We start from the raw sequence: 12,918 nt of genomic DNA, 5'->3' as shown, positions 1-12,918 counted from the left end.
ATCAACCTCCAAATATAATTCTACGTGAATAAAACACACTGGTTAAAATAAAACAGGTTCTAATAAAGCTGAATATCCAATCCATATTTATATAATCATCGAAATACATCCAACCATAAAAAGGAACGGGTAATCCGAATTCTGGTTTTTGAGCATTGCTTAAATCAATTTGACCGAAAGCCCCCACAAAACCATCAATGAAATCAGTTTTAAGTGATTGGAGTTGAGTCGACGCTAAGCCGCTTAACCCATCTGGATATTTAGATTCATAATATCCAGAGCAAGTATCGGTTTGAATACAAGTGCCAGTAACACCCGCGTTGGACGTATCAACGTTGTTTATCATGTCGAGAGATTCACCGATTGAATCTAACTTGCCACCAAGCGCATCAACAGAATCTCCAACACGCTCTAATTCAGCATCAACGCGCTCAGTATTGCGGTTGATTGCCGTGGTCACGTCTTTGTTCAAGTTCTGAATGAGAGCTTTGTTATTCTGGTAAATATCGATACCTGATTGCTGAAGCTGCCTAACCTGCTCCGAGTTCTGGCGCATGTTTGCGTTAAGCATGGCCAATTGAGTATTAGCGGTTGCGCTGTTCTGGTTAATATCAATATTCAAATTGTTAAGGGCTGAATTAACATCTCGATTCATGTTAGCGATGGACTTAACAACATCGCCGTTAGATTCGGGCGTTAATGGAGGCTCAACGACATCAGACGGCCCATCAACATCAAGCGGTGGAGTCGGTGTTGTATCGACAGGCGGTAATGGGTTCGGGTCTTCAAGCGGTTTGGTCGGGTCGCTGGGTTCGTGGTCAGGTACAACAGGGTCAGGTTCCGGCTCAGGCTCGGGTTCTGGCTCGGGTTCTGGCTCGGGTTCTGGGTCAGGCTTGGGCTCAACTGGAGATTGACACGTACTATCAGAACACCACGCATCATCACCATCACTTAATGCACACTCGGGGCCAGTTACGGTGTATGTAGCAATGCAATCGTAATTGTTGCCAGTGGTTGAACCGCAAAAAGCAGTGCCAGATTTTAGCTCTGAACCACAACCACCGCCGCTAGTGCTACACCAGAAATTAGAGGGAGGCGTAGTGCCGTGGACACTGGAAAACCAACCTATATCGGTGTCGATACCTATGACATCATCGCAAGGCTTAGAAAGAACCTCACAAAAACCAGTGTCGGGGTTTATTTCTTGATTATCAGGACATGATTTAGTAGACAGCATTAAACTAAGAACATTATCCCAGCCCTTTTCACCGAATCCACGGACGCCGATATTGCCGCCACCGGAAGAGTAAGTTGACAAAGTGTGAATAGTGCCAGCGTATCGAGTTGTTTTACCAACGTAACAACTAGCAGCGGCAGCGTCAGCAACAGTGCCGATGACATAATCACAGCCTACACCTTTAAGATAACTGGATATTTCATAATTAGCAGAATGAGCAAGACCTGAAATTGAGAGGATAAAAAATAAAAGTATTAAACGCATAATAAGCACCAACAAAAAAGGGGCCGAAGCCCCTAACCTTGAAAGTTCCTAGCGGCCAAGAATCCCGAAAGGCCACCAAGGAGCGCGAAAATCATCAACTGGAGGTCATGCAGGACTATTAGCATGTTAGAACGTCCAGTTAAGCCGACTTAACAGCGCGTTTAGCAAGGCCGATAGCTTTGTAAGCCATAGTGATGCCAATGATGGCCACACCAGCCGCGCCCACTTTTGTTGCTACATCTGCAAAATCTACTGCTGCCCAGATTGTTTCCATAATGAATACTCCTAGAGTAAGTTGATTAATTTCGTCGCCAACTTGACGACATAGGTCAGTGCGAAGCCCGAAACAAAAACAAGCGAGTACGCGCCCGAAAATGCCGCTGAAGCTTCAAGTGCTGTTATCTCCGTGTAGCTCATCAAGTACTGATATTCGCTAGCGTTCATCATGATGTATCCGGTACAACTGGAGGCATCGACAGGAACTATCGCTAGAAAACCATCGGGATTAGCTAAGGCACACGAAGGCATACAGATTCCTTTTTTTTTAATTAAGCGTGGGGCTTAATATCAACAACAATATTACGTTGCGGATTCGATGGGTCAGCATCAAGCATTAAATCGCACACTAATGGGAATTTATCTTGGAGTTTCTGAAACTCAGCAAGCAAACTAGGGTGTGGATTCATTGCAATTTGTTGTTGCGTTAAACCAAAAGCAACACAAGAACCTTTATCAGAACTCCAGCCCTCATTTGGTTTTAAGTAATTCACTTGAGCGAAATCATAAGGCTTATTAGTTGCCTTAGCCAAACCCTTGGAATGCTCACAACCAATTACAACTACTGTTAATTTACCCATGTTATATATCTCCAATTGAATCCGACCAGAGCGGAATTTTTAAACGGTCGGGAATGTCAGTTATTAAGAATCCGTCAGTCATTAATTTAATAACGTGCTCAGAGTCTTGATGCATTAAATTTAAAAAGTTAATAAATTTGCCGTACTGTTTTTTTGCGATTTCTGTATAGCGATGTATTTGCGCGTTAGCGATTACACGAGCAATTGGAATACGTTTAGGCTCAACGTTTTCAAGAACAGAAGCTAGAGCAGGGTACGCACCCGTAAAATAAGCATCACTATCAATTAAAATATCAAGCGGAATAACGCGAGACTTATTCCCAATCTGAACCTCCAAGCGTACCCAATCAGGATACTCAATGGATTTCATTTGTTTGCCTTTCTCATAGCCGCGAAATAACTTGCCGTTTTGACGTTGGCCAACGTAAAGCGTTCGACCCTTATCAGGAACCACACCGTATTTTTTTGATTCATCACGAGTGACCAAAGAGCCAGACTCAAAATAGCTGTAGCTAGGAGGAGCGCCACGAGTGATAAACTCACCGTTTTCGTATTGTTCGCGTAGGTAGGGAACCGTGATGGCGCCATGTAAATCATCATAAGCCACGTCAACACGCGTCAGCTTTACATAAGGCATTTGCTTTAATGCTTTATGTAAAACACCCATTTTGATTGCAGAGCAACCAGAGCCGGAGAACGAGACATAGAAACCAAAGTTAGCCGCGCCCCAAGCAACTAAACCCGCTTGAGAGCCGTTACAAAGCAATAGTGCACTGTGAGAATAACCAGAGAAACCGCCGCGACGTTCAAGCGTCCAATGGTTGTCTTTATAAGTGATTTCCTCGTTAAGTAGCTCAACAAAAGATTCGACCTCAAAGTGACAAAGCACGTCCAACATATCAATGCCGATGTTAGAAATGAGCTGTTGATAGCACTCGTTAAAAGTGCAATCCGTTGCGATTTCCATATCACACTCAACCAGCTTTTTATCCAATGAGGCATAGTACAAATCACGATTAGCGAAGTTTTCCATTTCATTGCAACCAAGCACTTGAGCTAAGTTTTCAGCAAAATAACGAATCTTAGTATTCTCACGATTGGCAACAGCTACGGCAGTTTGAGACTCAAACACGTTAGGCGCTTGAGATAGCGTAAAACGCTGTTTTGCCATTTCCTTGCAACGCTCAAGAAGAAGCGGAGAGCCAGAGAAACTCAAATAGTCAATGATTGTCTTATTCATGAATCACCGCAAAAGCACCAGAGGCACGCAAAATTCTTTCATTCTCATTAGTGATTTCAATGAGTTCGCGAGATTCGTTACAAGCAAACATGTACATTTCGTGCTTGTTCTTGAAATACTCAGGGATACCATCAACAGAGCACCAATAGCCGTCTTGGTGATGCTCAAAGTACACAGGGCGCTTTTTGAGTGGTTTGATTTGGATTGGCATGATTAACGAACCTCATAAGAGATTTGCGCCAAAGGCCAGCGGCGCTGAACATCAGGCAAAATGGCTTGAGCCGAGACGAGAGGCATTTTTACAGCAAGTGATTGAATAGAAGTTACTGAATAAAATTGCTTATCATCAGGCGCTAGGCACTCATAAGACAAGAAACGAGGAATTGCGCCAGATGCAACCTGAATGGTTACAAACGGATTCATTGAGTTTGATAGTTTTGCTTTCTTGATTGAAATTGCCATGGTAATCACCTTAACTGATTAGTTGACCACCAAGGGGCTGAGTTAAGGTCAGGTATCCCAAGGCGGTCAAATGGGTGAAGCTCTCGGCGAATGTTCGGAACGCATAAGCGATGTGATTAGTCTTAGAGAGCTTCAAATTCGATTTGTCGAAAGTGTAAATTCGATTTATCGAATGCACAAGATGCGTAAAATCGAAACTAACAAGCTAGAATGAATAAAAAGGAGGTATTGTTATGTATGCGAATGAACTATTAGATAGCTATAAAAAAGCGAAAAACTACATACAAGACAAGCAGATTGCGCACGACTTAAACTTGCAGCCTAGCAAGATAAGCAAAATAAGAAGCGGTATTCGCTATATGACTGATGAGGAAGCAGTTTTTCTCGCAGAACAAGCAGGAATTGACCCCGAGCTGGCTTTACTCGGATGCCACGCAGACCGCAACGAAAACCCAAGAATAAAACAGCTATGGGAACACATAGCAAAAAAGCACAACGGGCTAGGATTAAGAACAATATCAATGGGTTGCGGAGCATTAGCGCTAATGGTTAGCACCAAAACGGAAGCTATATTGCAGTGCGCATTATCTATCTTATGTTAAATAAATGATAACAAAATGAAAGCACCATGCCTTTGTGCGCTTTCTAGGGATGTAGTCATTAAACATAATCAGTATTTACCATAAAATACCTAATAACTAGTCTGATAATCGAAGATTTCATTCTAGTTATTAATACGTTAATTTCCGGCTAGTTTAACTCTGAAACCTTTCTTTTCTAAATAAGCTTTAATTTTGTCTCGAGCATCTCCCTGGATCTCTATTTCACCATCTTTTACTGAGCCACCACACCCACAACTTTTCTTGATTTCTGCCGCGAATAGCTTTAGTGCAGTATCATCTAAATCCAAGCCGGTCACGATACTCACGCCTTTCCCTTTTCGCCCTTTTGTTTGACGATGGATTCTAACCACTCCATCTCCTTTAGGGCGTTCTATAACTTCAGGCTCAGCTTTGATACGGCCTAAATCCGTAGAATATACAAGTGTCATAAATCATTTACTTCTTTAATTGTTCTGCTTTCTGTTTTGCAAGCAAATAAGCTTCGATATGTTTTTGAATAGCCACTTTTGAACCTTTGATTAAGCGACCATTGAAAAAGCAATACCACCCATTGAGCTCACCTGTATCATTCTTCAGTGTAAAGCCGCCAAATTGCTCTTGTTTACCATTTGGAGCTTCTCTCTTCTTACCTACCGCACTGAACTCTCTAGGATCAATGATAGAGGCAGTATCACACCACCAGTCTATGCTTTTTTTAACTGCCGCAAGGTTACCAGTCAAAACATGGTTTTTGATCTTAACTTGCCATATATCTGTAGAGTTAGGCGCAGATGTAAGGGTAAATCCTCGATACGTCGCTATAGCCATATGTTATTGGTCTTTTTAATTATAGGTTAGTTAAATAATAATTGTATCTTCACCGTTATCAAGTATATTTATCGATAAACCATATTGTTATAGTGCATCAAGATGAAAAAAAACATCCCTCTCATCACAGATCCTATGATTTTAAAACAAAAGGTTACCGAATTTTCCGACACAGTTTGCTTTGAACAATTTCAACATTTGACACATTGGCAATATTCGAAGAACTCCGCTTTGGCCATGACTAAAGATTGGAATCATTTTGTTACATTTTGCAAAATAAGATGTGTTAGTCCTCTTCCAAGCTCAACAACTGCTGTTAGGCAATTTATCGAAACGGAAGCTCGAGTGAGAAAATACGCGACTATCAGGCGTTACATGGTCACCATTGGTATCATCCATCACCTACTTTCGATGAAAGACCCCACGCAAAACCGACTCACTCAACTTTCTTTGTTTCGTCTTAAAGGAGAGAAAGGTGATGATGCTAAGCAAGCGACACCGTTAACGAAAAAACATTTATTGGCACTAGATATACAACTTATTCATTCACCTCACAAAAAGGATATCCGCGATCTTGCCATCTATTATGTGATGTTTGAGTGTGCTTTGAAACGAAGTGAGCTTAAAAAACTAAGTACAGGCCAAGTCTTAACTGTGGATGGGCAAATGAAGATCATCGTGGGAAATGTCGATTATTATCTTTCTGAATCGGCCTCTCTTGCACTTAAAAAGTGGCTACAATTACTCAATAAAGAGTCGAACATTGTGTTTTGTTCAATCGATCGCCATGGCAATATTTCAAATAGATCTTTAAATGATGCGTCTATTTTCCGTATCTTACGTCATGCAGGGCAACGTTTAGGCATATTTGAATTGAGGTTTTCAGGCCAATCAACTCGTGTTGGTGCGGCTCAAGAACTGGCGAAACAAGGTTATAAAACTCAAGATATTCAGCAATTTGGACGATGGTTAAGCCCTGCAATGCCAGCTCAATACATTGGTAAGCTCGACATTGCAGAAAGTGAACAGATGAAATTTAAGGTCATTAAACCTTTTGATTGAGTGACGTCGTCACGCAATTAGCTAGAAATTCATGAAACCTATGCCCATTATGCTCTAACATTTTAGGAAACATTGAAATGGGAGTCATGCCTGGGAAGGTGTTAACTTCATTAAGATAAATGTTTCCCTCTGGGGTTAAAAAGAAATCAATACGTGCAAGGTGCCTAAGCTTCATGTGGGTAAAAACCCTAGCAGCACAATCACTTATCATTTCTAATTGATCTCTGGTTAAATTCTGAGCTTGCACTTCAGTCATCGAATGGCTAGTCGCACTGTATTTTTCTTCATAAGTATAAAATGCGTCTTCTGGTGCGATGATCTCACCCGGCTTAGAAAGATATAAAACACCATCAAGCTGATAAGCGGCAACTTCTAATTCCCTAGGTTTCACTGCTTTTTCAACCAGAACTTGTTCCGAGTAGCTAAAAGCCGCATCGATTGCGCTGTTGAGCTGTGAAACCTCGGTGACTTTGTAACAACCAACAGATGAGCCTTGTCTCGCCGCTTTAATAAACACACTTCCCCATTTTTCCAGAGCCTGCTTACACTGCTGATGCGCTTGTGCATTATTTTCTGAAAGAAAAAGATAAGGTGTATTAGGAATACCCAGCGCATCGTACCAAAGCTTAGATGTAATTTTATTAAAACTGTTAGCACTGGCTTCTGGACCACAACCTAAATATGGGATGCCAGCCAGCTCGAGCATCGATTGAATGTCGCCCGTTTCCCCTGGATAACCATGAATGCAAGGAACCACAAAATCGATATTGACGGCAACACCATTGGTATTCAACGTTGCAGCATTCGTGTCTAAGAAACTCAGATCGCCCTTTTCACTGTACCAACCATCGGGTCGCATTTCGACGCGAATAACTTGAAAACCTTCTGTTTTTTCAAGTTGTGCTTGTAAATAGTTGGCTGACACAAGTGAAACTTCATGTTCTGACGAACCGCCACCACATAATAATAGGATTGTTGTTTGAGTCATTAAAATCTGTCCATGCTGCTGACGAATAAACTATAAATCATGATAATCAATTCAGTGTGAAGTTACACGGTTTTAGCCAAGGAAAACCTTTTTACTGTTGTAACAGGCTAAGTTATAAGCAATAAAGGGGCATAAGCCCCTTTGATCATTTATTCGCGATAAAATCCAGAATCAGTTTAACTTATTGAGTGTCGGAAATTCCGAATTTTTGATGGTATCAATACTTTTGGCAAAAGGTTTCATTGCTTGAAACTCGGTTGGCAGTGTTTTAATTGCTTCAACAGCATCGGCACGAGTTGCGTAGTCACCATAAAGTACGGTGTACCACTTGGTTCCATTCACTACTTTATAATTTTCCCAAATAGGTTGGCCGTCAGAATTGGGCAGTTTACTGGCAAACTGATCAACTTTATTCTGTGATCCAACAGCAACGACCTGAATGGTGTAGCCAAAACGCGGATTCATTGCTGTCTGTTTAGCTGTCGGTGGAATGAGCGCTACTGCGGCTTTGCTTTGAGGGCTCATCTTAACGACTTTTTTCTCTGTATCGTTAGGAGACATCTTCACCACATTCGTTTCGACATTGCTCTCAGAAATTCCAGTAGCCATGCCTTCTTGAGCGACTACTGGTTGCTGAACCGGAGCAACTTTGTACTCTTCACGATGGCTTTCAGAGGTGACATCGGTAATGTATGTATCAGATGCACAGGCAGCCAGAAGCACTGATAAACCGACAATTGTGATTTTTTTCATGAATTGTTCAACGCCTTAAGTAGAAATTACTATAAATCATGCCGATAGCGACGCTCAGAATCAAGCTCGCTTTGTGATTATATACCCTTGTACTGTGATTTATGGCACAAAGTCGCAGTTGTCTCACGACGTAATGATCACAATCAAACCAATATAGTGAACAAGGATAGCATTTGTTCGCTAAGCTAACGGTAATTCGTGAGTGAAAGGTTCATCAACATGAACAATTTAAATCCATTCCTGAAACCAAAATCGATCGCGGTTGTTGGTGCATCAGTACGCTCGCTTCGTGCTGGCAATATTGTGATGAAGAACCTACTTCAAGGAGGCTTCGATGGTGCGATTATGCCTGTCACGCCTTATTATCCATCCGTCTGTGGCGTATTGGCCTACAAAAGTATCGAATCTCTGCCTATCGTCCCTGATATTGCGATTTTATGCACGCACGCAACACGCAACGTCACCTTATTTAAGCAATTGGCAGATAAAGGCATCAGCTCCGTCATCGTACTTTCATCTGATATGTATACTGAAGATGCTCAAGGAGTCGAAATCCAAGCCCAATGTTCTAGAATTGCAAAATCGGCAGGAATGCGCATTTTGGGCCCCAATAGCTTAGGGCTGATCCTACCTTGGTTAAATTTCAACGCTTCGTTTTCTCCTGTCACAGCCTTAAAAGGTAATATTGCCTTTATTTCACAATCTGCAGCGGTTTGTACCACGATTTTAGATTGGGCAAATGACAAAGAGATCGGATTTTCAGCATTTATTTCTCTTGGTAATGCCAGCGACATCGATTTCTCTGACTTGCTTGATTGCCTGAGCACGGATAGACACACCCAAGCCATTTTGCTTTATGTTGATACGATTAAGGATGCTCGCCGTTTTATGTCGGCAGCGCGTGCCGCGTCACGTAACCGGCGAATCTTAGTATTAAAAGGAGGAAGAACGCTTGCTGGACGTAAAGCGGCGCAAGCACATACTGGTGGAGACAATACACTCGACATTATTTATGACTCCGCAATTCAACGCACGGGTATGTTACGGGTGAATAATACCCATGAACTCTTTGCCGCTGTTGAAACACTCACTCACTCCGTTCCATTACGAGGTGAACGTCTTGCTATTATTACCAATGGTGGCGGGCCAGCTATTATGGCCGTCGATACCTTGTTAGATCGAGGCGGAAAGCTTGCCGATCTTGAAGAGTCTACTTATCAAAAACTAAATCAGTGCCTGCCTAAAAGTTGGTCTCACAGTAATCCGGTCGATATGGTGGGTGATGCGGATCATACTCGCTACGTTAATATACTAAATGTGCTGCTAGATAGTGATAAAACCGATGCCATTCTCATTATGCACAGCCCATCTGCGATTGCGCAGTCTGAGCAAACCGCTCAAGCGGTGGTCGACGCGATTAAAGCGCACCCTCGCCATAAACGTTTTAACATCCTAACCAATTGGTCAGGTGAACTTACCGCGCGCCCGGCTAGACAAATATTTACCCAAGCGGGCATTCCTACCTATCGAACGCCAGAAAGTGCAGTAGTGGCATTCATGCACTTAGTCGAGTACCGTCGAAATCAAAAGCAACTAATGGAAACGCCGACGACCGCAGAACCCGTTCACGTGTCAGAAATACACAGCGCGCAGCAATGGATAGCGGAGCAACTGGATATACACCCTACCCGCCACCTTGATACACACCAAATAGGCAAGCTATTTAAATGTTTTAATTTTAACGTATTACCAACTTGGATAGCTTCTGATGCCAGTGAAGCGGTACATATTGCCGAGCAAATTGGTTACCCAGTCGTGGTGAAATTGCGTTCGCCCGATATTACGCATAAATCAGATGTGCAAGGCGTGATGCTCAATCTACGCAACCGCCACGAAGTGGCAAGCGCAGCACAAGCGATATTGGATCGCACGCAGATCTCGTATCCTTCCGCTAATGTTCATGGGTTATTGGTTCAGGCAATGGCAAAGCTCGCTGGCGGTGAAGAGCTCAGGATCAAAGTGATCACTGATACAACCTTTGGCCCGGTCATTTTACTGGGACAAGGTGGTTCAGAATGGGATGAATCAATCGATGCCGCCGCCGCACTCCCCCCACTGAATATGACGCTCGCTCGTTATCTGATTGTCAGAGCAATACGCAGCGGGAAAATTCGGCTGCAAAAACTACCAGAGCCAATGAATATTGATGGGTTATCTGAGTTTTTAGTTCGTATCTCGCAGATGATTATTGAATGTCCACAAATAGATGAATTAGATATTCACCCGGTTTTAGCCAATGGCAATCAATTCACCATATTGGATGCCAACTTAGTCCTAAAAGATTACCAAGGCGACGGACAAAGTAGATTAGCTATCCGCCCCTATCCAAGTGAGTTTGAAGAAAGTGTGATCCTGAAGGACAACTCGGCCATTACCTTACGCCCAATCTTGCCCGAAGATGAGCCGCATCATGCAGAGTTTATCCGTAACGTATCAAAAGAAGATTTGTACAAACGCTTTTTTTCGGATGTCGGCGAGTTTAACCATGAAGCCTTAGCCAATTTTACTCAAATTGACTATGACCGAGAAATGGCTTTTGTCGCAGTGGATCATACCAATGATCAAGAGAGTATTATTGGCGTTTCACGAGCACTCATTAACCCTGAGAATAGCGATGCTGAGTTCGCCATCTTGATCCGTTCGGATTTAAAAGGAAAAGGTTTAGGTAAAATCTTGCTGCAAAAAATCATCGACTATTGTCGCTTGAAAGGAACCTTACAAATTTCCGGCATGACCATGCCAACCAACCGAGGCATGTTGACGCTAGCGCAAAAATTAGGTTTTGAGATTGAAGTGCATTTCGAAGATGGGACGGCAGATATGGTTTTGATCTTAAATAAACCAGAATAAAGCCGTAGCGATCAGGTTTGATCACTGCGATCCGCCCAAAATTTTAACTTAGCGTCCAGTTTTTCTTGAGGTATTGCACACACCACGACTTTGCTTCGCCCATTTTATTACGCCGCCATGCCATAATGATCTGCATCGATTTTTCTTCAGATCCGCTGATTGCTTTCAGTTTACCTGCGGCGATCAATGGTTCTGCTATCTGTTTCGGTAATGTGCCAATGCCTAACCCTTCCACTAAAGCGGCACATTTTGCGCTGAAATTAGTTACCGTCAAACGCGGTTGTTTTTGCAAAATATTCACGCTCATTGCAGGCTGGTCACGCGCGGTATCGGCAATCGCAATCACTCGATACTTTTGCCTTGCTTCTTCATCAAATGCACCGCTTCGTTTGTGCACGTAATGCGAGCTGGCCGCTACCCAAACCATTGACATAGTTCCTATGGTTTCTGCTTTTACATCTTGTGGTAACGTATCGATACGTGGGCAAATCAGCAAATCGGCTCGATCGGTTGAAAGTGACTCCCAACACCCCGCTAAAATTTCTTCTTGAAGACGGATTCGTGTTTTACTGACATTACCTAACGCTTCAACCATTGGGAAAAAATTATGAATAGGGATAATACCGTCAAATGCGACCGTCAAATCCAGTTCCCAACCATTCGCTAACAAGGTTGCGTCATTCACCAATTTTTCTGTCGCCGATAAAATGGCTCTACCCCGCTCAAGAATGAGCAAGCCGGCTTCAGTAAACGTCGCTTTATGCCCTGAACGGTCAAAAATAGTGATATCTAAATCTTGTTCCAATTTTTGGATCTGATAACTCAGCGATGATGGTGCACGGCTTAGCTCATTTGCCGCCGCAGCAAAGCTGCCTCGTCTATCAATCGCATCTAAAATATGAAGCGCTTCTAAGGTAATTGGACTTTGCAAAATGGACATCCTTTGGTGAAATTGCAGTGAGTATGCAATAACGAGTATGCCTTATTTATCATCGTTGTGGTATCTCTGACGGGATGGAAAATAGACGAGGAGAACTGGTTTGGAACCAAAAATCGTAGAAATAACAAAGCCAGTTTAATACTGGCTTTGAGACACATTCATTTAAAAAGGGGTAGAAAAGTTATCAATGAGTGAGTCTATTTCTTATTTTCTGACATCTCTTCCTTAACCATGACCGCTGCAGCCACGATAAAAACGATGATTAATCCAAGCTCCATGTAAAACCTCGATAAGTGTGTAAAATTAAAGGCTAAAATATAAACAACGCGATTCTAGCAGACTGGAAAAATATAGACAGCTTTTAACGTATTGCTAACGTTTTTAGCGACTCAGTTCAAAAAGAGCGTGAATACAGAAAAATGGTAATTTTCATCACATCCGTAACTCTAGATTGTTATATTCTCTTCCTACTTGAAGCTACAGCGGTGTTTAACAACGCACCGCCGAACTCAAAAACCCACTGTAAACACTTGCACTAAAGCCGCCACGCGTTGGCAGTCCCTCTTGAATGCTTGAATGTGTATATGTGTTTCAGATGCCACAACCCATTTTTATTTCGACCGACCTAATTGACCGTTCTGAACTAGATGTTACGTGCAATGGCCACTAGCTCGTCTCGGCAAATTTGCAACCAATATTTGAGAGTCTCTTGCAGCATTCTTACCTGATCACCGATACGGTTGACTTCTTTCCGCTCCTCGTCGGTGAGAGGTCG

Annotated in this window: 15 protein-coding genes; 3 read left to right on the top strand and 12 right to left on the bottom strand. The window is 42.6% G+C overall.

The annotated features are described in order from the left end of the window. Position 1: 1 nt before the first annotated feature. From NB504_RS06185 to NB504_RS06155, 7 genes are all read right to left on the bottom strand, one after another. Positions 2-1,501: a methyl-accepting chemotaxis protein gene (locus tag NB504_RS06185; RefSeq protein ID WP_258428494.1), complete on the bottom strand. Its 1,500-nt coding sequence runs from the start codon at positions 1,499-1,501 to the stop codon at positions 2-4. A 139-nt stretch (positions 1,502-1,640) separates the two neighbouring features. Next, positions 1,641-1,775, bottom strand: coding sequence for a hypothetical protein (locus tag NB504_RS06180; protein ID WP_258428493.1), 135 nt, complete (start codon positions 1,773-1,775; stop codon positions 1,641-1,643). Positions 1,776-1,786: 11 nt separating this feature from the next. Next, entirely contained in the window at positions 1,787-2,029 is a 243-nt protein-coding gene (locus NB504_RS06175; protein WP_258428492.1) for a single-stranded DNA-binding protein, read from the bottom strand. A gap of 20 nt (positions 2,030-2,049) precedes the next feature. Continuing rightward, positions 2,050-2,358: a hypothetical protein gene (locus NB504_RS06170; RefSeq protein ID WP_194566640.1), complete on the bottom strand. Its 309-nt coding sequence runs from the start codon at positions 2,356-2,358 to the stop codon at positions 2,050-2,052. Between the two features lies 1 nt (position 2,359). Beyond that, positions 2,360-3,598, bottom strand: coding sequence for a replication initiation factor domain-containing protein (locus NB504_RS06165; protein ID WP_258428491.1), 1,239 nt, complete (start codon positions 3,596-3,598; stop codon positions 2,360-2,362). Next, positions 3,591-3,809 (bottom strand): hypothetical protein, encoded by a 219-nt coding sequence (locus NB504_RS06160; RefSeq protein ID WP_019282718.1) that lies wholly within the window; start codon positions 3,807-3,809, stop codon positions 3,591-3,593. The genes NB504_RS06165 and NB504_RS06160 overlap by 8 nt, the downstream gene beginning before the upstream one ends. A gap of 2 nt (positions 3,810-3,811) precedes the next feature. Beyond that, positions 3,812-4,060: a hypothetical protein gene (locus NB504_RS06155; RefSeq protein ID WP_258428490.1), complete on the bottom strand. Its 249-nt coding sequence runs from the start codon at positions 4,058-4,060 to the stop codon at positions 3,812-3,814. A 233-nt stretch (positions 4,061-4,293) separates the two neighbouring features. On the opposite strand from NB504_RS06155, the gene NB504_RS06150 reads away from it, so the two are divergent. Next, entirely contained in the window at positions 4,294-4,662 is a 369-nt protein-coding gene (locus NB504_RS06150) for a DUF3693 domain-containing protein (protein ID WP_258428489.1), read from the top strand. Between the two features lie 137 nt (positions 4,663-4,799). Here NB504_RS06150 and yciH read toward each other — a convergent pair whose 3' ends face one another. Both yciH and NB504_RS06140 read right to left on the bottom strand, forming a co-directional pair. Next, the gene (gene yciH, locus NB504_RS06145) at positions 4,800-5,111 is read right to left on the bottom strand and encodes a stress response translation initiation inhibitor YciH (RefSeq protein WP_094146972.1); all 312 of its coding nucleotides are present in this window, start codon (positions 5,109-5,111) and stop codon (positions 4,800-4,802) included. Between the two features lie 7 nt (positions 5,112-5,118). Beyond that, entirely contained in the window at positions 5,119-5,490 is a 372-nt protein-coding gene (locus tag NB504_RS06140; RefSeq protein WP_013867787.1) for a DUF3319 domain-containing protein, read from the bottom strand. A gap of 102 nt (positions 5,491-5,592) precedes the next feature. Here NB504_RS06140 and NB504_RS06135 point away from each other — a divergent pair, with 102 nt between their 5' ends. Beyond that, positions 5,593-6,552 (top strand): tyrosine-type recombinase/integrase, encoded by a 960-nt coding sequence (locus tag NB504_RS06135; protein ID WP_017045560.1) that lies wholly within the window; start codon positions 5,593-5,595, stop codon positions 6,550-6,552. Here NB504_RS06135 and NB504_RS06130 read toward each other — a convergent pair. Both NB504_RS06130 and NB504_RS06125 read right to left on the bottom strand, forming a co-directional pair. Further along, positions 6,536-7,540, bottom strand: coding sequence for a D-alanine--D-alanine ligase (locus NB504_RS06130; protein ID WP_017045559.1), 1,005 nt, complete (start codon positions 7,538-7,540; stop codon positions 6,536-6,538). The two genes, NB504_RS06135 and NB504_RS06130, sit on opposite strands and share 17 nt — an antisense overlap. Before the next feature lie 171 nt (positions 7,541-7,711). After that, on the bottom strand, positions 7,712-8,293 hold the full coding sequence (locus tag NB504_RS06125; protein ID WP_013867790.1) for an SPOR domain-containing protein: 582 nt from the start codon (positions 8,291-8,293) through the stop codon (positions 7,712-7,714). A gap of 219 nt (positions 8,294-8,512) precedes the next feature. Between NB504_RS06125 and NB504_RS06120 the strand changes: the two genes are divergently transcribed. After that, positions 8,513-11,203, top strand: a complete 2,691-nt coding sequence (locus tag NB504_RS06120) for a bifunctional acetate--CoA ligase family protein/GNAT family N-acetyltransferase (protein WP_258428488.1) — start codon at positions 8,513-8,515, stop codon at positions 11,201-11,203. A 43-nt stretch (positions 11,204-11,246) separates the two neighbouring features. Here the strand turns inward: NB504_RS06120 and NB504_RS06115 are convergent, their stop codons facing one another. Beyond that, the gene (locus NB504_RS06115) at positions 11,247-12,143 is read right to left on the bottom strand and encodes a LysR family transcriptional regulator (protein ID WP_017047920.1); all 897 of its coding nucleotides are present in this window, start codon (positions 12,141-12,143) and stop codon (positions 11,247-11,249) included. Between the last annotated feature and the right edge of the window lie 775 nt (positions 12,144-12,918).

The organism is Vibrio sp. RM-69-4 (assembly GCF_024743775.1).
Taxonomy (GTDB): Bacteria; Pseudomonadota; Gammaproteobacteria; order Enterobacterales; family Vibrionaceae; genus Vibrio; species Vibrio anguillarum.
Note: the sequence above shows the minus strand (reverse complement) of the source record. Positions and strands in the feature narration are given on the sequence as shown.

Bases quoted from the DNA above. Each gene is read 5' to 3' on its own strand.
- NB504_RS06135 (WP_017045560.1), top strand. From the start codon at position 5,593: ATGAAAAAAAACATCCCTCTCATCACAGATCCTATGATTTTAAAACAA.
- NB504_RS06160 (WP_019282718.1), bottom strand. From the start codon at position 3,809: ATGCCAATCCAAATCAAACCACTCAAAAAGCGCCCTGTGTACTTTGAG.
- NB504_RS06115 (WP_017047920.1), bottom strand. From the start codon at position 12,143: ATGTCCATTTTGCAAAGTCCAATTACCTTAGAAGCGCTTCATATTTTA.
- NB504_RS06130 (WP_017045559.1), bottom strand. From the start codon at position 7,540: ATGACTCAAACAACAATCCTATTATTATGTGGTGGCGGTTCGTCAGAA.
- NB504_RS06165 (WP_258428491.1), bottom strand. From the start codon at position 3,598: ATGAATAAGACAATCATTGACTATTTGAGTTTCTCTGGCTCTCCGCTT.
- NB504_RS06155 (WP_258428490.1), bottom strand. From the start codon at position 4,060: ATGGCAATTTCAATCAAGAAAGCAAAACTATCAAACTCAATGAATCCG.
- NB504_RS06180 (WP_258428493.1), bottom strand. From the start codon at position 1,775: ATGGAAACAATCTGGGCAGCAGTAGATTTTGCAGATGTAGCAACAAAA.
- NB504_RS06140 (WP_013867787.1), bottom strand. From the start codon at position 5,490: ATGGCTATAGCGACGTATCGAGGATTTACCCTTACATCTGCGCCTAAC.
- NB504_RS06185 (WP_258428494.1), bottom strand. From the start codon at position 1,501: ATGCGTTTAATACTTTTATTTTTTATCCTCTCAATTTCAGGTCTTGCT.
- yciH (WP_094146972.1), bottom strand. From the start codon at position 5,111: ATGACACTTGTATATTCTACGGATTTAGGCCGTATCAAAGCTGAGCCT.
- NB504_RS06150 (WP_258428489.1), top strand. From the start codon at position 4,294: ATGTATGCGAATGAACTATTAGATAGCTATAAAAAAGCGAAAAACTAC.
- NB504_RS06170 (WP_194566640.1), bottom strand. From the start codon at position 2,358: ATGGGTAAATTAACAGTAGTTGTAATTGGTTGTGAGCATTCCAAGGGT.
- NB504_RS06175 (WP_258428492.1), bottom strand. From the start codon at position 2,029: ATGCCTTCGTGTGCCTTAGCTAATCCCGATGGTTTTCTAGCGATAGTT.
- NB504_RS06125 (WP_013867790.1), bottom strand. From the start codon at position 8,293: ATGAAAAAAATCACAATTGTCGGTTTATCAGTGCTTCTGGCTGCCTGT.
- NB504_RS06120 (WP_258428488.1), top strand. From the start codon at position 8,513: ATGAACAATTTAAATCCATTCCTGAAACCAAAATCGATCGCGGTTGTT.